The organism is Nitrobacter winogradskyi Nb-255 (assembly GCF_000012725.1).
Classification (GTDB): domain Bacteria; phylum Pseudomonadota; class Alphaproteobacteria; order Rhizobiales; family Xanthobacteraceae; genus Nitrobacter; species Nitrobacter winogradskyi.
This window is the reverse complement of sequence record NC_007406.1, coordinates 2,731,641-2,751,849: the sequence shown is the minus strand read 5'-3', so window position 1 is coordinate 2,751,849 and position 20,209 is coordinate 2,731,641. Positions and strand designations below refer to the sequence as shown.

Genomic DNA, 20,209 nt, shown 5'->3' with positions numbered 1-20,209 from the left:
CTTGGAAACGCCTACCCCCACATCTAATGCGGCGCCATCGACTTGAACTTTTCAAAGTCGCGCATGTTCATCTTGAAGCCGCCGGGCATCACGACATCGCCGGGGGTCTGTCCCTCCTTGCAGGGGCCGACCCATTTCGCCGCGATGGTGATCTTGCTGTTCCGGTCTCCAAACTTGCCGCCTTTGCTGCGCGCGGCGACCTTCACCGTGTAGGCGGAGTCAAAGTCGCCAGTGGCCTCGGCGTGCGATGTCACCGTTGTGCCGCCCATGGTGCAGACTGAATCCATCACATAGCCGGTCGCGGTTTTCTGAACGTCGGCCTTCGAGCAGTTCTGCCTGGCGGAAGGCGCGAAATCCGAGGTGAATTCGCGGTCCACGGCCTCGCTGGTGCATTGCTGAACCGCGACTCCCGGCATTCGGCCGCCTTCATGGTCCACCTTGACGTCCCAAAGCCCGGCCTTGCGCAGCGGCAGTTGAACCTCCGCGAGCGCCGGAGCGGCGGAAAGCAGAACCAGCGGCAGGAGGAACATCAAGTGACGGGATGATTTTCGCATCGCAGGCTCCGTGAAGGCGTAACAGTTCAGTAGCGGGTTTGCAGCGGAGGCTGGTCCGGACCATAGGGCACCCAGCGGCAAGCAAACGAGACGTAGCCGCCGGGATAGGCCTGGACGCCGAGAAATTTCGCCACCTTACCGTAGTGCGCGCAGTGATGGGCCGCAATCACGCGAACATCGCTGGCGCCGGCCAGCGAATAGGAGATGATTCCCCCGGTGTCGTTGCCCTTGAGCGGCGGCACCCAGTCGGCCCGCGCCGGTCCGAAAACCAGCGAGCCGGTCATCGCCGCCAGCAAGGCCGCTCCGAACAGTCTCATCCTCATCTCCATTTGTTGCGGTCCGACCTTAGAACGCGGAGCGGGCCGTGAAAAGAACGCCTGGCCGCTCATCCCGGAGTTAGTAGACAGGTGTTGCGTCGCCGCACTTGACCTTGCGCCTGCTTCACGGCACCGTCGCGGGGTTCGGATCATTGGCGGACCTCGCATGCGTAACCTCATCACATCATTGAAGAAATGCGCCGTCGGCGTGACGCTCGGCGCGGCGTTGGGCCTGGGCTCCACCATGCCGGATGCGCATGCGTTCAATTTTCCTGTGTTCGGGCCGAGCTATGAAGGTCAGTTGCCACGCTGTGAGGCGGGGCTGCCGACCATCACGACGCAATTCTGGGAGAAGGAACGGAAGTTCTGGAATTCCCCGCTGCGAATCACCGCTTATGGCAATGTCCATGAAAGGGCGTTCCGGCCGAGGGAGTCCGATAACATCCCGCGCCGCTACTGCACCGCGGAGGCGATGGTCAGCGACGGCATAGTCCGCACGGTGCATTATTCCATTGTCGAGGACGGCGGGATCGCCAGCATGGGACAGGGCGTCGAGTGGTGCGTGGTCGGCCTCGATCGCAACTGGGCCTACAATCCGGGCTGTCTCACCGCCCAACCGTAAAGCGCGACAACGAAAAGCGTGCAGCGGTTTTCCGCCCGCGTCCCGCTTCTCAAGATACTGAAATCAATTCGATCCGGAAATCATCGTGATCCAAGGCGATTCCGGCGGCGAATTCGCCGCATGAAGATGCTCGCCGTCGATACTATATTGTTTTTCGAGCAGAACGGCCATTTCGCGTCATAGAGAGCGCGTCACCCAAAAAGATTAAGTCCGATTGTGATTCCGGAAGCGGAAAGGTTCTGGAGATATCCTGACCTCTGGTCGCTATGCTATGATGGCTGGTTCTCGTTCTCTGATCTCGCATGAGAACCTGATTCCGGCTGGGCTGAGGAGTTGGCGTCATGAGATGGGTGTCTCGCGCGGCGGCCGCGTCTGTTTTGTCGTGGCTGATCCTGCTTGCGGGGTGGACGGCCGATGCGGCGGCGGACCAGCGGCAGAACGCGCCGGGCGCGTTCGATTTCTATGTGCTGTCGCTGTCATGGTCTCCTTCGTTCTGCGCCGCCGCGGAGGAACGCGGCAATGCCAGCCGATCGCAGCAGACCCAGTGCGGCGGGCGGTCATTCTCGTTCGTGGTGCATGGCCTCTGGCCGCAATATGAGCACGGCTTTCCTGATTATTGCCAGCGTCCCGCGCCGCGGCTCGATCGCCGCATCATGGCCTCGATGCTGGATTTGATGCCGGCGCCGGGACTGATCTACAGCCAGTGGGACAAGCACGGCACCTGCTCCGGGCTGAGCGCGCAGGCCTATTTCGAGACCGTCCGCAAGGCGCGCGCCGCCGTGAAGATCCCGGCGGAATTCGTCGATCTCGCCGCACCGAAAAGCGTCACGGCGGACGCCATCGAGGAGGCCTTCGTCAAGGACAATCCTGGCCTCAGCCGTTCGGCGATCGCGGTGATGTGCGACCGGACCAGGCTCAGCGAGGTGCGGATCTGCATGAACAAGGACCTGCAATTCCGCGCCTGTGAGGAAATCGATCGGCGCGCCTGCCGCCGGGATCAGGTGGTGATGCCGCCTGTGCGCGGCGGCTGAGCGGCGGCTGCTTGCACCGGGTCGCAATGGCGCGTGGTGCGTCCGGCAGGACGCAACGCTTTGCGGCGTGAGGCGAGTAGCGTAAAGGCTTCCGCCCATGAATTACCGCCACGCCTTTCACGCCGGCAGCTTCGCCGACGTCATCAAGCATATCGTGCTGGTCCGCGTCCTAACCTATCTGCATGAGAAACCGGCGGCCTTCCGTGTCATCGATACTCACGCCGGCGCTGGCGTTTATGATCTGACCGGTGAGGAGGCGGGTCGCGGCGGAGAATGGCTGACCGGCATCGCGCGGCTGATGCAGGCGCGTTTTTCGGAGGCGGTTGCTCCGTTGGTCGCGCCCTATCTCGATATCGTCAGGGCCTACAATCCCCAGCGCGGGCTGCAATGCTATCCGGGGTCGCCGTTAATCGCGCGCGCCTTGCTGCGGCCGCAGGACCGGATGGTCGCCTGCGAAATCGAGCCCGTTGCACGCAAGCATTTGATCGGTGCGTTGCGCCGCGACACCCAGGCCAACGTGGTCGATCTCGACGGCTGGATGGCGCTGACTGCTTTCGTGCCTCCGAAGGAGCGGCGCGGGCTGGTGCTGATCGACCCGCCGTTCGAGCGCGAGGACGAGTTCGAACGCCTCGCCGGCGGGTTCGCCGGAGCCTTCGCCAAATGGCCGACCGGCTGCTACCTGCTATGGTATCCGGCAAAGCGACGCCGGGCGACGGACGATCTCGCTCGCAGGGTCGGCGCCGTCGCGGGAGGCGAGGCTGACAAATGCCTGCGGCTGGAATTCAGCGTCGCGCCGCAGACCGCGGACGGACCGCTCACGTCGGCCGGCCTTCTGATCGTCAATCCACCATGGACGTTGAGGGGCGAACTCAGGTCCATTCTTCCCGAACTGGAGAAACCGTTGGGCCAGGGCGGCGCGGCCCGCTTCAAGCTCGGGGCGATCGCCGGCTGAACAAAAAAACGGCCGCGTGAGCGGCCGGAAGTCGAGAGCGATGATTATTGTTCTCGTTATTGGAGCATGATCCGGTGGAAACCGGCTGCAGCAGCAGACTCTAGAAGTGATAGTTGATGCCGGCGCGGACCATTCCGGACTGGTAGCTGTGGGGCGCGCCCGTAATCGTGAAACTGCTGCTCGACAGATCGACATAGAGATACTCGACCTTCGCCGTCCAGTTCTGGTAGATGCCGACTTCGGCTCCCACTCCCACCGTCCAGCCCGCGCTGGTGTGGGATTCCGACAGGCCGAAGGTTTCGGCGCGCAGCTTGCCGAAGGCAAGACCGCCGGTTCCGTAAACCAGGACGTTGTTGAACGCGTAGCCGATGCGGCCGCGCACGGTGCCGAACCAGGGATTTGAGAATTTCCAGGCCGCGAAAGTGTCGTTCGCGGCGTTGGCCTGGATGTCGCCTTCGAGGCCGAACACCACCGGGCCGCTCTGCCAGTTGAAGCCGGCCTGCACGCCGCCGAACACGCCGTCCGGCCTGGTGAGGCTGTTCTGGACGCTACCCCAGGCATATCCGAGGTTGCCGCCCAGATAGGGGCCCGCCCAGCTAAAGGCATCGAGCGGCTGGTTGACGGTGTAGGGCGCCCGGTAAGAGAAATCGGCCGCGTGAGCGGCGCCGATCAGCGCGGTTGACGCCATGGCTGCCAATGCTGCGATCGTTATCCTGGTCATCTCCGGCACTCCAACCCCTTACCGTTTCTCATCGTGACATCGCGAGCCAGGGCCGTATGGCTACGAAATGCTGAATTCGATACGTAGGATTTATCGAAAGTTTTAAGTTAAACGGTTCTTAAGACGGCGCCCCCGCCGACTCTTGTCCTTAAGAAAGTGTTACCGGCGTGGCGGCGCCTCGCGGTTTTCGAGCGAAGTGGGTACCGGGGCGCGTGAGGAAACGCGTCGGACTAAAAGATCCGAGAGCCCGCTTTTGATGGTTCCATCAGAAGCGAATTGGCTCTGGAACCGGTCTTGCCGTGCTTTGCGCGGGGTCAAAGGCCACGCCGTCCCCGAAGAACGATCGCTGGCATCCGCTGGCATCGGCCGGTTTCATCGCTTAGCTGAGGAACATGACGAGCGATTCTTCCGATACTGCGAAGCAGATCGGGTCCGGGCAGCCTTCAGGTTCCCCGGCGGACATGCGGCGGCGCGACGGCGTGGCTCCGGAACAGGAGGTCGATCCCGCAAGCCTTGAGACCGACGAGGACGACGAGGCGCGGTTGCCCGATCTCCCGGATGAGCCCGTGGATGCGGTCGCGGAGGCGCCGCTCGCGATTGGACGTGCGGCGATCGAACATGCGGTTCGCCATGCGCCGACCTCGCCCGGCGTCTACCGCATGATGAACGCCGCCCGCGACGTCCTGTATGTCGGCAAGGCCAAGAACGTGCGCAAGCGCCTGTCGTCCTACGCGCGGCCGACAGGCCAGGTGATGCGCATCGCGCGCATGATCGCGGCGACGGCCGCCGTCGAGATCGTATCGACCGGGACCGAGACCGAGGCGTTGCTGCTCGAAGCGAATCTGATCAAGCAGTTGCGGCCGCGCTTCAACGTGCAGCTTCGCGACGACAAGTCGTTTCCCTATATTCTGATCACCGGCGACCACTGGGCGCCGCAGCTTCTCAAGCATCGCGGCGCTCAATCGCGGCCGGGCCGCTATTTCGGACCGTTCGCTTCCGCGGGGGCGGTCGGCCGCACCATAACCGCGCTGCAGCGGGCGTTTTTGGTACGCTCCTGCACCGACTCCTTTTTCGAAAGCCGCACGCGTCCTTGCCTGCTGTACCAGATCAAGCGTTGCGCCGGTCCCTGCACCGGCGAGATCGATTTTCCCGGCTATACGGCCCTGGTTCGCGAGGCGACTGATTTCCTGTCCGGCCGCAGCCGCGCGGTGAAGGAAGATCTGGCCCGCGCGATGGAGCAGGCCGCGGCCGACCTCGCTTTCGAGCGCGCGGCGCTGTATCGCGACCGGCTGGCCGCGCTATCGGCGATCCAGTCGCAGCAGGGCATCAACCCGCGCACGGTGGAAGAAGCGGACGTGTTCGCCATCCATCAGGAGGGCGGCTATTTCTGCGTCGAGGTCTTTTTCTTCCGCACCGGACAGAACTGGGGCAACCGGGCCTATTTTCCGCGCGCGGAGAAGTCGTTTACGCCGGAGGAGGTGCTTGGATCATTCCTCGCCCAGTTCTACGACGACAAGCCTCCGCCAAGGTTGATCCTGCTGTCGCACCGGATCGAGGAAAGCGAATTGCTCGCCCATGCGCTGTCGATCAAGGCCGGTTGCAAGGTCGTGGTCTCGACGCCGCAGCGCGGCGAAAAGAAGGAACTGGTCGCGCACGCACTGACCAACGCCCGCGAAGCGCTGGGCCGTAAACTGGCGGATACCGCGACGCAATCGCGGTTGTTGCAGGGCCTGGCGGCGCTGCTCGGCCTGCCGCAGCCCCCGCAACGCGTCGAAGTCTATGACAATAGCCACATCCAGGGCGCCAATGCGGTCGGGGCGATGATCGTCGCCGGCCCCGAGGGCTTCCTCAAGAATCAGTACCGCAAGTTCAACATCAGGTCAGAGAGCCTGACGCCCGGTGACGACTATGCGATGATGCGCGAGGTGCTGGAGCGGCGTTTCAAAAGGTTGCTGACGCAGAAAGCCGCCGATTCGCGCGCCGCGGCGGAGCAGGACTCCGCGCCGCAGTGGCCGGATCTCGTGATCATCGACGGCGGTCTCGGCCAGCTCAACGCCGCCCGCGGTGTCGTCGATGCGCTGGGGTTGAGCCGGGTGTCGCTGATGGCGGTCGCCAAGGGGCCGGACCGTGACGCTGGCCGCGAAACCCTGTTTCTGCCGGACCGGCCGGCCATCAAGCTCGAACCTCGGGATCCCGTTCTGTATTTTATCCAGCGATTGCGTGACGAGGCGCATCGGTTTGTCATCGGATCGCATCGTAAGCTGCGTAGAAAGGACATCCGGGAAGCCGGATTGCAGGAGGTTCCCGGTATCGGCCCCGCGCGCAAGCGCGCGCTGCTGCATCATTTCGGAACGTTGAAGGAGATCGAGCGGGCATCGCTGGCGGATCTTGGCAAGGTTCCGGGCATAAGCGCCGAAAGCGCCCGCCGGATCTTCGACTTTTTTCACGCCCGGCCGGCGTGACGGGGTTTGTTGTGATGTTCGGTCATCTTTCTGTACTAAGATCAATGAGTAAGATCCGGGCAGGTCGCGAAGCCGGAAAATTGCGCCGCGCGGCGGTTGACGTTCACGCCGGGACGGTATTGGTAAGATGAAATGAACACTGCAACCAGCCAGGCGACCGCGAAGCACATGCTGTCGCTACCGAATATCCTTACCTACGCCCGCATCGCCGCGATCCCGGTGGTGGTGGGCTGCGTCTATGCGCAATCGATCATGGACGGGCCGTTGCAGTTGCGCTGGGTGGCGCTCGGCGTGTTTGTCGCGGCCGCCGTGACCGACTTTTTCGACGGCTATTATGCGCGGATCTGGGATCAGCAGTCCGCCCTCGGCAAGATGCTCGATCCGATCGCGGACAAGCTTCTGGTTGCGTCCTGCCTGCTGATGCTGGCCGCGGACGGCATCATCCACGGCTGGACGCTGTGGGCGGCGATCGTGATCCTGTGCCGCGAGATTCTCGTTTCGGGGCTTCGCGAATATCTGGCAGCGCTGCGCGTCAGCGTGCCGGTCACCAAGCTCGCGAAGTGGAAGACCACCGTGCAGCTGGTTGCGATCGGGTTTCTGCTCGCGGGAGAGGCCGGCGACCTGATATTCCCGTTCGTGACCCAGATCGGACTTCTGTTGTTATGGATTTCGGCGATCCTCACCATCTATACAGGCTGGGACTATTTCCATGCCGGCATTCACCACCTCATGGAGGAGGATGAGAAATGAAGGTGCTCTACTTCGCCTGGGTGCGCGAGCGGGTCGGCAAGGCCGAGGAAGCGCTCGATCCGCCGCCGGCCGTCGCGACGGTTGCTGACCTGATCGCGTGGTTGTCGCAGCGGGGTGAGGAATATGCCTACGCCTTCGAGAAACCGAAGGTGATCCGCGCCGCCATCGACCGGATGCATGTCAACCAGGACACGGCGATTGCGGGCGCGCGTGAGATCGCCTTCTTTCCGCCGATGACCGGCGGCTGATTTGTCAGTTCCGGCTCCGTCGATGACCGTTCCCATCACCATACGCCTGCAGGAAGCCGACTTCGACCTCGCGCATGAGGTTGCCGCGCTGTCGCGCGGCCGCACCGATATCGGCGCGGTCGTGACTTTTAGCGGCATCTGCCGGGGCGATGAGGATGGCGAGACGATCGCCGCGCTGACACTCGAACATTATCCGGGCATGGCGGAGGCCGAGATCGCGCGTCATGCCGAGGAGGCGGTTTCGCGCTGGCCGCTCACCGGCATCACCGTCATTCACCGCTACGGCCGAATTGTGCCGGGTGAGAACATCGTTCTGGTGGTGACCGCGTCCTCTCATCGTGAGGCCGCGTTCCAGGGCGCCGAGTTCCTGATGGATTATCTGAAAACGAAAGCGCCGTTCTGGAAACGGGAGGAGGGCGCCTCCGGCTCCGGTTGGGTTGACGCCCACGACCGCGACGACACCGCTGCGGCGCGTTGGGCCAAGCCCTGATGGCGAAGACCGCCGCGCGCGGCGGGCGATCGAAAGCCGCGACTTCCGGCTCAGGCCGAAAACGCCCGACGGCGCGGGTCGCCGCAAAGGCTGCGAACTCCGCTGTTGCCGGAACGTCGGCTCCAGAACTCGAGACGATTTTCGACTATGTTCGCCATGCCGCCGACCGGCTCCAGCGCGCACATGTCATTTTCGCCCACGGCACCACCGATCCGGTCGCCGAGGCCGCCTTCCTGGTCGGCGAGGCCATGCAGTTGCATCCGGACGAGGTCGAACCGCAGGCCACCCTGCGGGTGCCGAAGGCGGCAGGCCGGCGCATCCTCGCCTGGATCGAACAGCGCATCGCTACCCGCAAGCCCGCCGCCTATCTCGTCAACAGGATGTATATGCGAGGCCTGCCGTTTTATGTCGACGAGCGGGTGATCGTGCCGCGTTCGTTCATCGGTGAAATCCTGGACTCGCATTTCGGCGGCGATGATGTGTTGTGTCTGCGCGATCCCGCGACCCTAACACGCGTGCTCGATCTCTGCACCGGCTCGGGATGTCTCGCCATTCTCGCGGCGCGCGCCTTTCCCAATGCGACCGTGGATGCGACCGACCTGTCGGCGGACGCACTCGCCGTCGCCGCGCGCAACGTCCGCGAGCACGGCCTCGACGATCGCATTCAACTTGCGCAAGGCGATCTTTTCGCGGCGGTCAGGGGCAGGCGCTACGACCTGATCATCTCCAATCCGCCTTATGTCGATGCCGAGGGGATGGCTGGACTGCCCCGGGAATGTCTTGTCGAGCCGCGGATGGCGTTCGACGGCGGCACTGAGGGCATCGATCTGGTGCGGCGGATCATCGACCGCGCTGAAACCCATCTCGCGCCTGGCGGCGGGCTGTTGTGCGAGGTCGGGCGCTGCAAGCCGGCGATCGAGAAGGCCTATCCGCGCGCGGATTTGCTCTGGCTCGATACCGAGGAGTCCGAGGGCGAGGTGTTCTGGATCGATGCGGCGGGTCTTGACGGTCTGTCTGCGTGATGGCCTGCGCGGCGTGATCCGCGGCGGTCCGGCATCTTTCGCGAGCCCGTATCGGATTTCATCGAATTCGCTATAAGCGCGGTTCGATCAACGAGGCATGGAGAGCCCGCGCGGTTATCGTCCGGCTCTCGCCCGATCCATTTTACGTCGACCGCCGGAGCGCCATGCTGCCTGACGCCCGCCACAGCGCCTCTTCGCGTGACGCCTGGCTCGGAGAATTCCGGGTGACGCTGGCGCTCGGCTGGCCTCTGGTCCTCACCAATGTCGCGCAAATCGCGCTGACCACCACCGACGTGATCGTGCTGGGCCGGGTTGGTCCTTCCGCGCTGGCGGCGGGAACCCTTGGCGTCAATCTGTACTTCGCGATCCTGATTTTCGGTATCGGCGTCGTCACGGCGTCGTCGCCGATGATGGCCGAAGCGTTTGGCCGCAAGCTGCATACGGTGCGCGACGTGCGGCGGACGTTCCGTCAGGGGATGTGGGCGTCGGTTCTGATCGCGGCGCCGAGCTGGTTGCTGCTTTGGCATACCGAAGCGATCCTGCTTCTGTTTCATCAGGAGCCGCGGCTTGCCGCCGACGCCCAGGTGTTCGTGCGCGCGTTGCAATGGGGCATGCTGCCGACGCTCGGTTTCATCGTGTTTCGCTCGTTCTTCGCCGCGCTTGAGCGGCCGCTGTCGGCGATGATGGTGACAGCGGCCGCGATCCTGTTCAACGTTGCCGCCAACTGGGTGCTGGTGTTCGGCCATCTCGGTCTGCCGCCGCTCGGTCTCTTGGGGTCAGGCATCGCAACGACCTTGTCGAACATTTTCCTGTTCGCGGGGGTGGCGTTGGTCGCGAGTCTTGGCCGCAGCTTCCGCCGCTATCATCTGTTCGGCAACTGGTGGCGCGCCGACTGGCCGCGTTTCCTCGCGCTATGGCGGGTCGGTCTGCCGATCGGCGCGGCGCTCGCTTTCGAGATCACGGTTTTCAACGCCGCGGTGTTCCTGATGGGACAATTCGGCACGGCCTCGATCGCGGCCCACGCCATTGCGATTCAGATCGCGTCGGTGTCTTTCATGGTCCCGATGGGGCTGGCGCAGGCTGCGACGGTGCGTGTCGGCCGCGCCTACGGCGCGGAAGATGTCGATGGCGTCACCCGCGCAGGATGGGTGTCGTTTACACTGGCGATTTCCTTCATGGCCACGACCAGCGTGCTGATGATCGCCGCGCCGCGATTCTTGATCAGCGCGTTCGTCGACGTCAACGATGCGGCGAACGCCGAGGTGATCGGGCTGGCGGTGTCGTTCCTCACTTGCGCGGCGGTGTTTCAGATCGCCGACGGCGCGCAGGTGGTCGGCGCCGGCATGTTGCGCGGCTTGCAGGATACCCGCGTGCCGATGATCTATGCTGGCCTAGGATATTGGGGCTTCGGCATGTCGTTGAGTCTGCTGTTCGCCTTCAAGCTCGGGTTCGAGGGCACCGGCATCTGGATTGGCCTGGCGGCGGGCCTCGTGGCCGTGGCCATCCTGATGATGTCGCGCTGGATCAGGCGCGAACGGCTCGGCCTCGTGCCGCTGAAAGAGCTGCGGTGTCGCGAACCTGACCCGGAAACAAGCGGCCATCGTCCGCGCAAGCGGGCGATCCACTCACTGGAGTGACGGCATGACAGCTTTCGTTTTGCGACGAATTCGCGCCGGTCACAGCACCTTGCGGGTCCACCTGTGCGGGTCGGTCGCGCGGCCGTACTGGATATCGACCAGCTTCTTGCGAAAGCCCATCGCGACGGGGCCGGCGGCGCCGCCATTGATGGTGAAGTCGCCGTGCGCCGAACACACCTTGCCGATCGGCGAGATGACGGCGGCGGTGCCGCATGCGAAGGCTTCACGGAGTTTGCCGCTGGCGGCGTCGCTGCGCCACTGGTCGATCGTGTAGGGTTCCTCGCGCACAGGCGTGCCGGAATCCCTTGCGAGCGTGATGATCGAATCGCGCGTGATGCCCGGCAGGATGGTCCCCAGCGGCGGCGTCGAAAGGGAACCGTCATCGAAAACGAAGAACACGTTCATGCCGCCGAGTTCCTCGACGTAGCGCCGCTCGATCGCATCCAGGAAAACCACCTGATCGCAGCCGCGATCAATGGCCTCGGCCTGCGCGCGCAGGCTGGCGGCGTAGTTTCCGCCGCACTTGACGGCGCCCGTGCCGCCGACCGCCGCGCGCGTGTAGTCTTCGGACACCCAGATCGAGATGGGCGCGGGACCGCCCTTGAAATAGGAGCCGACCGGCGAGGCGATGACGGCGAAGATGTACGCGGCGGACGGCTTGACGCCGAGGAAGACCTCGTTCGCGATCATGAAAGGCCGAAGGTAGAGGCTGCCTTCGCCGCCCGGAATCCAGTCCTGGTCGATGCGCACCAGCTGCTCGATGGCCTCGATGAAAACGGTCTCGGGCAGCGGCGCCATCGCCATGCGCTCGGCCGAATTGCGGAAGCGCCTCGCATTGGCGTCGGGTCGGAACAGGTTGACGCCGCCGTCGTCACGCTTGTACGCCTTGAGACCTTCGAAAATCTCCTGTGCGTAGTGCAGGACGGCCGTGGCCGGATCGAGCGGAAAGCTGGCGCGCGCCGCGACCCTCGCCCCGTGCCAGCCCTCCGCCTGATTGTAGCTCACCATGGCCATGTGATCGGTGAACACCCGTCCGAAGCCTGGATTCGCGAGCTTTTCGGCGCGCACGGTCGCCGGCGTCGGTTCGGCCGCCGGTTGAACGTCGAATGGCAGCGACTTTGCACCCTCGATTTTTTCGAACGAAGCTCTCATGGTGTTCTCCAGCTTGAAACGGTCTTCGTTTCGGGTCGTTACCGCCCCTCGAAAGGCCGGTTTCCGCTCTGGCGGATGGCGCGAAGTCCAGTATGTTGGCCGCAATGCCGCTCGGTAATCGCATCGGCACTAGAGCATTTTCCGGCTAAGTGGAATCCGGTTAGCCGTAAGAAAGCGCTCTCGGTGGCCGTTGGTTCGCTGTTCGATTAGACCGCATCCGTAGTTCGTGGGCGCGATATAATGTTTCGTAGTTGGTAGCCAGGTTGTAACATTGAAATCAAAATATGGCAATAATGCTGACATAAATTTTCCGGCAGGATCCGCCGCCGCAATGGCGGGCCGGCCCGAAGCGCCGGACCGGCGATCGGAAGAGACCCGTTGGGACATCATCGAACTGCTGTTCTTCGCCTATCGCGATTTCGTCGGCGATCCCGATCACGTGCTTGAGGAATTCGGATTCGGCCGCGCGCATCATCGCGTCATGCATTTCGTCCACCGTTACCCCTCGCTCACCGTCGCCGATCTGCTCGATGTGCTGCGGATCACCAAGCAATCGCTGGGGCGGGTGCTGAAGCAACTCCTCGACGAAGGCTATATCGTGCAGAAGGCCGGTGCCGCCGACCGCCGACAGCGCCTTCTTTTCGCCACCCCGAAAGGCGAGGCGCTGGTAGCGCAGCTCGCGGGCCTTCAGACCGATCGCATCAAACGCGCGCTGCGAGGCCTCGACGCATCCGACGCCGAGGTGGTGCGTCAGTTTTTGCTCGGGATGATCGATCACGATGATCCCGACAAGGTGCTGGAGGCGATCCTGCGGGCCGATGGCAAGATGGTGAAGGCATGACGGTGATGCAAATGCAAACGCAAATGGCAGGGATTGCGCGGGCGCGGGTGAAGCTGGCCGACGACGCGCCGCATCTGCTGCTGGTCGACGACGACCGGCGTATCCGGGATCTGCTGTCGCGTTTTCTGACCGGGGAGGGGTACCGCGTCACCACCGCCATGAGCGCCAAGGCCGCCCGTTCGAAACTGCTCGGTCTGTATTTCGACCTGTTGATCCTGGACGTCATGATGCCCGGCGAAACCGGCTTCGATCTTGCCCGGTCCGTCCGGGCCTCGTCTCCGGTGCCGATCATCATGCTGACGGCCTTGCATGAGGCCGAGAACCGCATCGAGGGTTTGCAGATCGGCGCAGATGACTATCTCGCCAAGCCGTTCGAGCCGCGCGAGCTGGTGCTGCGGATCGGAAATATTCTCAAGCGCACGATGCCGATGCCGACCTCGCAAAGTGAATCGATCGCGTTCGGGCCGTATGTCTATCATCTGGAGCGCGGCGAGCTGCGGCAGGGCGACGACGTCATTCATCTCACCGATCGCGAGCGCGAAATGCTGCGCGTGCTTGCGGCCACGCCGGGCGAGACGGTTCGCCGCGGCGACCTCAACGGCGGCGGCACCGTCAACGAGCGCGCCGTCGATGTTCAGATCAACCGGTTGCGGCGGAAGATCGAGCGCGATCCCGCCAATCCGCTGTTCCTTCAGGCGGTGCGCGGCGTGGGCTATCGTCTGGTCGCAGCCCCTTGACCTCGATCACGGCCACGCTCGATGCCGGTCTGACGCTGATCCGCACGGCGTTGCGGCGTGTGCTGGTCGCCAATAGCCGGATCGGGCACGCTTTCAACAAGTGGATGCCCAAGGGGCTCTATGCCCGTGCGCTGCTGATCATGATCGTTCCGATGGTGGTGCTGCAATCGGTGGTGGCCTTCGTGTTCATGGAGCGCCACTGGAATACGGTGACGCGGCGGCTCTCGACGGCGGTGGTGCAGGATGTCGCCGCGCTGATCGATGTCTACAAGGATTATCCGCAGGACAAGGACCGCACGACGATCCGGCGCATCGCGCAGCAGCGGCTCGGGCTGGTGGTCGATTTCCTGCCTCCGGGCGATATGCCGCCGCCGGGGCCGAAGCCGTTCTTCTCCCTGCTCGACCAGTCGCTGTCGGTGCAGATCAGCAGGCAGATAGGCAAGCCGTTCTGGATCGATACGGTCGGCCGCTCCAATCTGGTGGAAATCCGGATCCAGCTCGATGACGCCGTGATGCGGGTATTCGCGCAGCGCAGCGCCGCCTATGCCTCGAATTCGGAGATTTTCATTTTCTGGATGCTGGGCACGTCATCGATTCTGCTGTTCGTCGCCGTGCTTTTCCTTCGCAACCAGATCAAGCCGATCCTGCGGCTGGCGGACGCGGCCGAGAGTTTCGGCAAGGGCCGCGAGGCGCCGCATTTCCGTCCGCGCGGCGCCCGCGAGGTCCGCCGCGCGGCGCAGGCGTTCATCGAGATGAAGATGCGCATCGAGCGCAGCATCGAGCAGCGCACCGCGATGCTGGCCGGCGTGTCGCATGACCTGCGCACCATCCTGACCCGGTTCAAGCTGGAGCTAGCGCTGATCGGCGACAGTCCGGACGTCGACGGAATGCGGAAGGATGTCGACGAGATGCATGGGATGCTCGAAGCCTATCTCGCCTTCGCCCGCGGCGACAGCGGCGAGCAGGCGCAGCCGACCGACATGGCCGCCGCGCTCGAGGAATTGCGCGGCGATGCCGAACGCAACGGCCACGCCGCGACGGCGATATTCAACGGGCTTCCCGTCGCCACCGTCAAGCCGGCGGCGTTCAAGCGCTGCCTCGGCAATCTGGTGTCGAACGCGGCCCGATATGCCGAAACCATCGCCATCATCGGTCATCGCGATCATCGATGGCTCACCGTCATGGTCGACGATGACGGCCCTGGCATCCCGCAGGATATGCGCGAGGAGGTCTTCAAGCCGTTTGTGCGGCTCGATAGCGCGCGCAATCAGGACGAGGGCGGCTCCGGCCTCGGCCTCGCCATCGCGCGGGACATCGCGCGTTCGCACGGCGGTGACATCACGCTCGGTGACAGTCCGATGGGTGGCCTGCGCGCGACCGTGCGGGTGCCGGTGTAACGCAGTCGTTCTGTCGCACGGATGCGGTCGGCGCGAGCCGTCTCGATCGAGGCTGATCCTGTCGGGAGGCGGTCTCCGCTTTGCGGCGGTGCGGCCGTTCGGGCCGGGTCATATCTGGCGCTCGCCCTTTTGAACTCCCACATGAAGTGGAGGCTTGTTGCGGTCTCACCAGCCGGGAGAGGAGCGCGCGATGCTCTATGACCATGGTCCTGAGACACATGCGAACCGAGGAGCAGGTGACATGGACGGCTCGGTTCAACTGGAAATGCGTTACGGCGCCTCCAACTATGCGCCGCTGCCGGTCACGATCGTGCGTGGCAAGGGCGTCTATCTCTGGGACGACGGCGGGCGGCGCTACGTCGACATGATGGGCGCTTATTCAGCCGCAAGCTTCGGACATTCCCATCCCCGATTGGTGCAGGCGCTCACTGACCAGGCACGGCAACTGGACACGGTTTCGCGCGCTTATTTTAACGATCGCCTCGGAGTCTTTCTCGCCCGCGCCTGTCGTCTGACCGGGATGGACCTCGCGCTGCCGATGAACAGCGGCGCCGAAGCCGTGGAGACGGCGCTGAAAGCCGCGCGCAAATGGGCCTACAAGGTCAAGGGCGTGCCGGACGGCCGCGCCGAGATCATCGTGTGTGACGGCAACTTTCACGGCCGCACCATCGCCATCGTCGGCTTCTCGTCGGTGGCGCAGTATCGCGACGGATTCGGACCGTTTCCGCCTGGTTTCAGGTCGGTGCCGTTCGGCGACGCGGCGGCGCTTCGGGCCGCGATCACGCCGAATACCGCGGCCTTCCTGGTCGAGCCGATCCAGGGTGAAGGAGGCATCATCGTGCCGCCGTCCGGTTACCTCGCCGAGGTCGCGCACATCTGCCGGGAGCACGATGTCCTGCTGATCTGCGACGAGATCCAGTCCGGCCTCGGCCGCACCGGGAAGCTGCTGGCCTGCCAGCACGACGGCGTGACGCCAGACGCGGTGACGCTGGGCAAGGCGCTGGGCGGCGGACTTTTGCCGGTGTCGCTGTTTCTGGCGCGGCGCGAGGTGATGCGGGTGTTCAGCCCCGGCGACCATGGCAGCACCTTCGGCGGTAATCCGATTGCCGCCGCGGTCGGACTAGCCGCTCTTGATACGCTGATCGAGGAGGGACTGGTCGAGCGATCCGCGCGCCTTGGCGCGCATCTGCTCGCACGGCTCCGCGCGATCGAAAATCCCGTCATCCGCGAGGTGCGAGGTTGCGGGTTGTTCGCCGGCGTCGAACTGGATCGCGATTCAGCCAGCGCCGCCACGGTCGCGACGCAACTGTTGCGAGCCGGAGTCCTTACCAAGGACACTCACCGCAACACCATTCGTTTTGCGCCCCCGCTGATTATCGAGGAAACCCAGATCGACTGGGTGACGGACCGGGTCGCTGAAGTGCTGAACGAACTCGCGCGCGCGGACGCTCATCCCTGAGCTTCGTTTTAACCTCGAGATTCCCACTTCTGATTTGACGCGTTTTGTTTACGCGAACCGGATTCATCCTCGGGTCAAGCCGAGGACATGCCTCGCTCGAAAACGCTAGAGCCTTTTCGCTTCTGATGGAATCAGAAGCGAGGCTCTATGATCCTGTTTTGACGCGTTTTCTTCACGCGAACCGGTATCCACTTCGCCGGAAAATGCTCTATATCTCGAAGCGGACGCCCTGGGCGAGCGGAAGGTCGTCGCCGTAGTTCACGGTGCTGGTGACGCGGCGCATATAGGCTTTCCAGGCGTCGGAGCCGGCCTCGCGGCCGCCTCCCGTTTCCTTTTCGCCGCCGAACGCGCCGCCGATCTCGGCGCCGGAGGGCCCGATATTCGCATTGACGATGCCGCAATCGGAGCCGGTCGTTGAGAGGAATCTCTCCACCTCGCGCATGTCGGTCGAGAAGATCGAGGACGACAGACCATGAGCGACCGCGTTGTGCTGCTCGATCGCGGCATCGAGGTCGGTATATTTCATGACATATAAAATCGGCGCGAATGTCTCATGCAGCACGGGGCCGGTATGCGCCGGCATCTCCACCAGCGCCGGCCGGACATAATACGCGTCCGGAAATTGCCGCTTGTCGACACGTTCGCCGCCATGCACGTGCGCGCCGTGCGCCCGCGCTTCCTCGAGCGCGCGCTGCATGCTCTCGAAAGCGGTGGCGTCGATCAGCGGACCGACCAGAACATCGTCGCTCGTAAGCGGGTCGCCGATCCGCACCGAGGCATAGATGCCTTTGAGCTTTGCCATGAACGCGTCGTGGATGCTGTCATGAACGAACAACCGTCGCAGCGTGGTGCAACGCTGGCCGGCGGTGCCGATGGCGGAAAAGGCGATGGCCCGCAACGCCAGGTCGAGGTTGGCCGAGGGGCAGACGATCGAGCCGTTGTTGCCGCCGAGTTCGAGGATGCTTCGTCCGAACCGCCGCGCAAGCTGCGTTCCGACCTCGCGGCCCATTGCGGTCGATCCGGTCGCGGAAACCAGCGGCACCCGTGGATCGTTGACCAGGGTTTCGCCGACATCGCGTCCGCCGATCAGCACGGTGGAAAGCCCCTCCGGGACTTCGCCCGCCTTGGCGGCGGCGCGTTCGAACAGCGTCTGCACCGCCAGCGCCGTCAGCGGGGTCTTCTCCGACGGCTTCCAGATCACCGGATTGCCGCAGACCAGCGCCAGCGCCGCGTTCCACGACCAAACCGCAACGGGAAAATTGAACGAGGTGATGATGCCGGTCGGGCCGAGCGGATGCCATTGCTCCATCATGCGGTGATGGGGCCGTTCGCTGGCGATGGTGAGGCCGTAAAGCTGCCGCGACAGCCCGACCGCGAAGTCGCAAATGTCGATCATCTCCTGTACCTCGCCACGGCCTTCCGGGACGATCTTGCCGGCTTCGATGGTGACCAGGCGGCCCAGCGCATCCTGGGCGGCGCGCAATTCATGACCGAGCAGGCGAACCAGTTCGCCGCGCCGCGGCGGAGGCGCCTCGCGCCATCGTCGGAACGCCGTTTCAGCCAGCGCGATGGCCTCGGCCGCATACTGGGGGCTTGCATCCTGAACGTGCGCGATGGTCTCGCCGGTCAGAGGCGAGCGTACGGCGTGCGCGCCGCGCCGGCGATCGGACGAAACCCCGAGATGATCGAGCAGGGATGAAACTTCGCTGGCGAGCACGGCGGCTTTTCTCGAAAGTTTTTCGTCGATGCATAACCGGTCGGCGGGGCATATGCCGCGAGATAACCCTTTGGACCGCTCGATCGTTCCGGCGGCAGGCTGCGGAGAGAGGCTACTTCGCCAGCTCCCGCGATCGCTTTGTCGCGGCCGCGACCGCGCGCGCCATCAGGTCCTTCAGACCCTGCTCGCCCATCAATATGTCGAGCGCCGCGGCCGTGGTGCCGCCGGGCGAGGTGACGTTCCGGCGCAATGTCGCGGCGTCGAGATCGGATCGATGCAGCAATTCGCCTGATCCGGCGACGGTTTCGCGGGCCAGCTTTGCGGCGAGATCGGCGGGCAGGCCCGCGCTGACACCGGCGCGCGCCAGTTCCTCGGCAAGCAGGAAGACGTAGGCGGGTCCGGATCCCGAGACGGCCGTGACGGCGTCCATCAGTGCTTCGTCATCGATCCACTCCACCGCCCCGGTCGCGCGCAGCAGCGCGTCGGCCATGGCGTGCTGTTTATCGTTCACGCTCGTCGCGGCGATCGCGACCGTGATGCCGCGTCCGATAGCGGCGGGCGTATTGGGCATCGCGCGGACGATGTTGCCGCCGCAAACCATATCGAGCTTGGCGATCGTCGTACCCGCCATGATCGACACCACCAGGGTCGAGCGCCCGAGCAGCGGCCGCAACGCCGGGCCGGTATCGCCGAATGTCTGTGGCTTCACCGCGATCACCAGCGCCGCGGCCTCGCCGGTTTCCTCCGTGGGGTTGAGGCGGATACCCCTGCTGGCGAGCGCCCGGACGTCGTCCGACGGATATGGCTCGATCACGACGAGGCGCTTCGGATCCAGTCCGCGCGCGAGCCATCCTGTCAGCAACGCGTTGCCCATCTTGCCCGCGCCGGCGAGAACGACGGCGCCGGAGATGTTTGCGAGAGAAGCTCGTGATTCAACCATGGCAGGATTCCGGACTTGGCGAACAGACACCACACGATCTCTGAGATCAGCGTCATTGCCGGACTTGCTTCCGGCCATCCACGTCTTTACGCCTCACCCGCGGTGTCGAACATCGCGGCGGTCATCGCTTCGGGGGCGGATTTTCCGGCCCAGACCACGAACTGCAGCGCCGGATAGTAGCGCTCGCAAGCGTGGATCGCATTCGCCAGCATCTCCGCGCATTGTGCATTCGATGCCGTCAGTCCCTCAGGCAGGATAAGGGCGTGACGGTACATAATCGTCCCCGTGTGGGTCCAGATATCAAAATGGCCGATCCACAATTGCTCATTGATCGCCGCGATCGCGCGCTGAGCCTCGTTGCGCCGGGCCACCGGAATCTTCATGTCGAAGGCGCAGGCGAGATGCAGCGCGTCGATCTCGCCCATCCAGGTGAAGGTGAGCTGATAATCGGTCCAGTCTCCTTTGGAGACGATGGTGATCTCGTCTTCGCCGGAACGCTCGAACGCCCAATCGTTGGTGGCGGCGATGTCCTCGACCACCGCCAGCGGATTGTTCTTGGAATCAATAGCGCCTTCGAGCAGCGGCATGCCGTCCCGATCCTTGCTTTTACTTGTGTTGATACGCACGCATATAACGGCCGGTGCTGGCACGCGGCGGACATCGATCTTTCAGACGATCCGTCGCAGCGCGCTGATCGAATGAGGATGATGTCCTGCGCGGATCAAGTGATGTGATTTGCGGAATCGGCGCAACGCCGCCTCGAGTCCGTCCACAGGCAAAGCGCGCGTCGTCCACAACTGATCGAAAAAGAAGATGGCTTGCGCGGTGAACAAACGAACCAGGACTCGCGCTGTGCGAGTCCTGCGGCGGCGACTCGCTTGCCGCGAGTCCGGAAAGCATCCGATAAATGATAACCTTCGACGATCGAGACCGGTGTGCGCCTGGCTTGCCGCTGGCGCGCGACAATGAGCTCGTCCGACGTGTCTTCACGAGAGCCGCCCCCGAAATGCGTAATGGGGGCACGCCGTAGGGCGGCGCTCCGCGACAGCCATGCGGTTGCGAAAAATACCGCCCAATTCCTTGTTATTTCGCGTGTTTACGGTTAGAACGCCGCCACGTCTCACGGCCCCCGCACCCCTGGAGGCTTGCCGGCGACGTGC

Annotated in this window: 20 protein-coding genes; 13 read left to right on the top strand and 7 right to left on the bottom strand. The window is 64.0% G+C overall.

Annotated elements, in window-relative coordinates:
• Positions 1 to 23: 23 nt before the first annotated feature.
• Both NWI_RS13170 and NWI_RS13165 read right to left on the bottom strand, forming a co-directional pair.
• Positions 24 to 554, bottom strand: a complete 531-nt coding sequence (locus tag NWI_RS13170; protein WP_011315736.1) for a DUF3617 domain-containing protein — start codon at positions 552 to 554, stop codon at positions 24 to 26.
• Positions 555 to 580: 26 nt separating this feature from the next.
• Positions 581 to 871, bottom strand: a complete 291-nt coding sequence (locus tag NWI_RS13165) for a hypothetical protein (RefSeq protein WP_011315735.1) — start codon at positions 869 to 871, stop codon at positions 581 to 583.
• A gap of 166 nt (positions 872 to 1,037) precedes the next feature.
• On the opposite strand from NWI_RS13165, the gene NWI_RS13160 reads away from it, so the two are divergent.
• From NWI_RS13160 to NWI_RS13150, 3 genes are all read left to right on the top strand, one after another.
• Positions 1,038 to 1,493 (top strand): hypothetical protein, encoded by a 456-nt coding sequence (locus NWI_RS13160; RefSeq protein ID WP_011315734.1) that lies wholly within the window; start codon positions 1,038 to 1,040, stop codon positions 1,491 to 1,493.
• Between the two features lie 341 nt (positions 1,494 to 1,834).
• Complete coding sequence (locus tag NWI_RS13155) at positions 1,835 to 2,524, top strand: ribonuclease T2 family protein (RefSeq protein ID WP_011315733.1); 690 nt, start codon at positions 1,835 to 1,837, stop codon at positions 2,522 to 2,524.
• 97 nt (positions 2,525 to 2,621) lie between these two features.
• Positions 2,622 to 3,476, top strand: a complete 855-nt coding sequence (locus tag NWI_RS13150; protein WP_011315732.1) for a 23S rRNA (adenine(2030)-N(6))-methyltransferase RlmJ — start codon at positions 2,622 to 2,624, stop codon at positions 3,474 to 3,476.
• 100 nt (positions 3,477 to 3,576) lie between these two features.
• Here NWI_RS13150 and NWI_RS13145 read toward each other — a convergent pair whose 3' ends face one another.
• Positions 3,577 to 4,197, bottom strand: a complete 621-nt coding sequence (locus tag NWI_RS13145) for an outer membrane protein (RefSeq protein WP_011315731.1) — start codon at positions 4,195 to 4,197, stop codon at positions 3,577 to 3,579.
• A 392-nt stretch (positions 4,198 to 4,589) separates the two neighbouring features.
• On the opposite strand from NWI_RS13145, the gene uvrC reads away from it, so the two are divergent.
• The 6 genes from uvrC to NWI_RS13115 all read left to right on the top strand — a co-directional run bounded on the left by uvrC (position 4,590) and on the right by NWI_RS13115 (position 10,806).
• Complete coding sequence (gene uvrC / locus NWI_RS13140; protein WP_041345109.1) at positions 4,590 to 6,659, top strand: excinuclease ABC subunit UvrC; 2,070 nt, start codon at positions 4,590 to 4,592, stop codon at positions 6,657 to 6,659.
• Positions 6,660 to 6,791: 132 nt separating this feature from the next.
• Positions 6,792 to 7,409 (top strand): CDP-diacylglycerol--glycerol-3-phosphate 3-phosphatidyltransferase, encoded by a 618-nt coding sequence (gene pgsA / locus NWI_RS13135; RefSeq protein WP_011315729.1) that lies wholly within the window; start codon positions 6,792 to 6,794, stop codon positions 7,407 to 7,409.
• The gene (gene moaD, locus NWI_RS13130; RefSeq protein WP_011315728.1) at positions 7,406 to 7,657 is read left to right on the top strand and encodes a molybdopterin converting factor subunit 1; all 252 of its coding nucleotides are present in this window, start codon (positions 7,406 to 7,408) and stop codon (positions 7,655 to 7,657) included. The genes pgsA and moaD overlap by 4 nt, the downstream gene beginning before the upstream one ends.
• A 22-nt stretch (positions 7,658 to 7,679) precedes the next feature.
• A complete protein-coding gene (locus NWI_RS13125) occupies positions 7,680 to 8,147 on the top strand; it encodes a molybdenum cofactor biosynthesis protein MoaE (protein WP_011315727.1) in 468 nt (155 codons plus the stop codon).
• Complete coding sequence (prmB, locus tag NWI_RS13120) at positions 8,147 to 9,169, top strand: 50S ribosomal protein L3 N(5)-glutamine methyltransferase (RefSeq protein ID WP_011315726.1); 1,023 nt, start codon at positions 8,147 to 8,149, stop codon at positions 9,167 to 9,169. Before NWI_RS13125 ends, prmB begins: the two co-directional genes overlap by 1 nt.
• Before the next feature lie 164 nt (positions 9,170 to 9,333).
• Positions 9,334 to 10,806, top strand: a complete 1,473-nt coding sequence (locus NWI_RS13115) for an MATE family efflux transporter (RefSeq protein ID WP_011315725.1) — start codon at positions 9,334 to 9,336, stop codon at positions 10,804 to 10,806.
• A gap of 39 nt (positions 10,807 to 10,845) precedes the next feature.
• Here the strand turns inward: NWI_RS13115 and NWI_RS13110 are convergent, their stop codons facing one another.
• Entirely contained in the window at positions 10,846 to 11,958 is a 1,113-nt protein-coding gene (locus NWI_RS13110) for a branched-chain amino acid aminotransferase (RefSeq protein WP_011315724.1), read from the bottom strand.
• 331 nt (positions 11,959 to 12,289) lie between these two features.
• Between NWI_RS13110 and NWI_RS13105 the strand changes: the two genes are divergently transcribed.
• From NWI_RS13105 to rocD, 4 genes are all read left to right on the top strand, one after another.
• The gene (locus tag NWI_RS13105) at positions 12,290 to 12,799 is read left to right on the top strand and encodes a MarR family winged helix-turn-helix transcriptional regulator (RefSeq protein ID WP_011315723.1); all 510 of its coding nucleotides are present in this window, start codon (positions 12,290 to 12,292) and stop codon (positions 12,797 to 12,799) included.
• Between the two features lie 23 nt (positions 12,800 to 12,822).
• Positions 12,823 to 13,536, top strand: a complete 714-nt coding sequence (locus tag NWI_RS13100; RefSeq protein ID WP_430691773.1) for a response regulator — start codon at positions 12,823 to 12,825, stop codon at positions 13,534 to 13,536.
• Positions 13,533 to 14,933, top strand: a complete 1,401-nt coding sequence (locus NWI_RS13095; RefSeq protein ID WP_011315721.1) for an ATP-binding protein — start codon at positions 13,533 to 13,535, stop codon at positions 14,931 to 14,933. The genes NWI_RS13100 and NWI_RS13095 overlap by 4 nt, the downstream gene beginning before the upstream one ends.
• Before the next feature lie 241 nt (positions 14,934 to 15,174).
• A complete protein-coding gene (gene rocD, locus NWI_RS13090) occupies positions 15,175 to 16,392 on the top strand; it encodes an ornithine--oxo-acid transaminase (protein WP_041345105.1) in 1,218 nt (405 codons plus the stop codon).
• Between the two features lie 208 nt (positions 16,393 to 16,600).
• Here rocD and amaB read toward each other — a convergent pair whose 3' ends face one another.
• The 3 genes from amaB to NWI_RS13075 form a co-directional block, all read right to left on the bottom strand.
• Entirely contained in the window at positions 16,601 to 18,109 is a 1,509-nt protein-coding gene (gene amaB / locus NWI_RS13085; RefSeq protein WP_011315719.1) for an L-piperidine-6-carboxylate dehydrogenase, read from the bottom strand.
• A gap of 112 nt (positions 18,110 to 18,221) precedes the next feature.
• Positions 18,222 to 19,049, bottom strand: coding sequence for a pyrroline-5-carboxylate reductase (proC, locus tag NWI_RS13080; RefSeq protein WP_041345103.1), 828 nt, complete (start codon positions 19,047 to 19,049; stop codon positions 18,222 to 18,224).
• A gap of 86 nt (positions 19,050 to 19,135) precedes the next feature.
• Entirely contained in the window at positions 19,136 to 19,636 is a 501-nt protein-coding gene (locus NWI_RS13075; RefSeq protein ID WP_011315717.1) for a YbjN domain-containing protein, read from the bottom strand.
• Positions 19,637 to 20,209 lie beyond the last annotated feature (573 nt).

What these genes read in the sequence shown, in the direction of transcription:
- NWI_RS13115 (WP_011315725.1), top strand. Translation starts at nt 9,334, where the DNA reads ATGCTGCCTGACGCCCGCCACAGCGCCTCTTCGCGTGACGCCTGGCTC.
- NWI_RS13110 (WP_011315724.1), bottom strand. Translation starts at nt 11,958, where the DNA reads ATGAGAGCTTCGTTCGAAAAAATCGAGGGTGCAAAGTCGCTGCCATTC.
- NWI_RS13125 (WP_011315727.1), top strand. Translation starts at nt 7,680, where the DNA reads ATGACCGTTCCCATCACCATACGCCTGCAGGAAGCCGACTTCGACCTC.
- pgsA (WP_011315729.1), top strand. Translation starts at nt 6,792, where the DNA reads ATGAACACTGCAACCAGCCAGGCGACCGCGAAGCACATGCTGTCGCTA.
- NWI_RS13150 (WP_011315732.1), top strand. Translation starts at nt 2,622, where the DNA reads ATGAATTACCGCCACGCCTTTCACGCCGGCAGCTTCGCCGACGTCATC.
- rocD (WP_041345105.1), top strand. Translation starts at nt 15,175, where the DNA reads ATGGACGGCTCGGTTCAACTGGAAATGCGTTACGGCGCCTCCAACTAT.
- NWI_RS13155 (WP_011315733.1), top strand. Translation starts at nt 1,835, where the DNA reads ATGAGATGGGTGTCTCGCGCGGCGGCCGCGTCTGTTTTGTCGTGGCTG.
- NWI_RS13160 (WP_011315734.1), top strand. Translation starts at nt 1,038, where the DNA reads ATGCGTAACCTCATCACATCATTGAAGAAATGCGCCGTCGGCGTGACG.
- moaD (WP_011315728.1), top strand. Translation starts at nt 7,406, where the DNA reads ATGAAGGTGCTCTACTTCGCCTGGGTGCGCGAGCGGGTCGGCAAGGCC.
- uvrC (WP_041345109.1), top strand. Translation starts at nt 4,590, where the DNA reads ATGACGAGCGATTCTTCCGATACTGCGAAGCAGATCGGGTCCGGGCAG.
- prmB (WP_011315726.1), top strand. Translation starts at nt 8,147, where the DNA reads ATGGCGAAGACCGCCGCGCGCGGCGGGCGATCGAAAGCCGCGACTTCC.
- proC (WP_041345103.1), bottom strand. Translation starts at nt 19,049, where the DNA reads ATGGTTGAATCACGAGCTTCTCTCGCAAACATCTCCGGCGCCGTCGTT.
- NWI_RS13100 (WP_430691773.1), top strand. Translation starts at nt 12,823, where the DNA reads ATGGCAGGGATTGCGCGGGCGCGGGTGAAGCTGGCCGACGACGCGCCG.
- NWI_RS13075 (WP_011315717.1), bottom strand. Translation starts at nt 19,636, where the DNA reads ATGCCGCTGCTCGAAGGCGCTATTGATTCCAAGAACAATCCGCTGGCG.
- NWI_RS13165 (WP_011315735.1), bottom strand. Translation starts at nt 871, where the DNA reads ATGAGACTGTTCGGAGCGGCCTTGCTGGCGGCGATGACCGGCTCGCTG.
- NWI_RS13170 (WP_011315736.1), bottom strand. Translation starts at nt 554, where the DNA reads ATGCGAAAATCATCCCGTCACTTGATGTTCCTCCTGCCGCTGGTTCTG.
- NWI_RS13105 (WP_011315723.1), top strand. Translation starts at nt 12,290, where the DNA reads ATGGCGGGCCGGCCCGAAGCGCCGGACCGGCGATCGGAAGAGACCCGT.
- NWI_RS13145 (WP_011315731.1), bottom strand. Translation starts at nt 4,197, where the DNA reads ATGACCAGGATAACGATCGCAGCATTGGCAGCCATGGCGTCAACCGCG.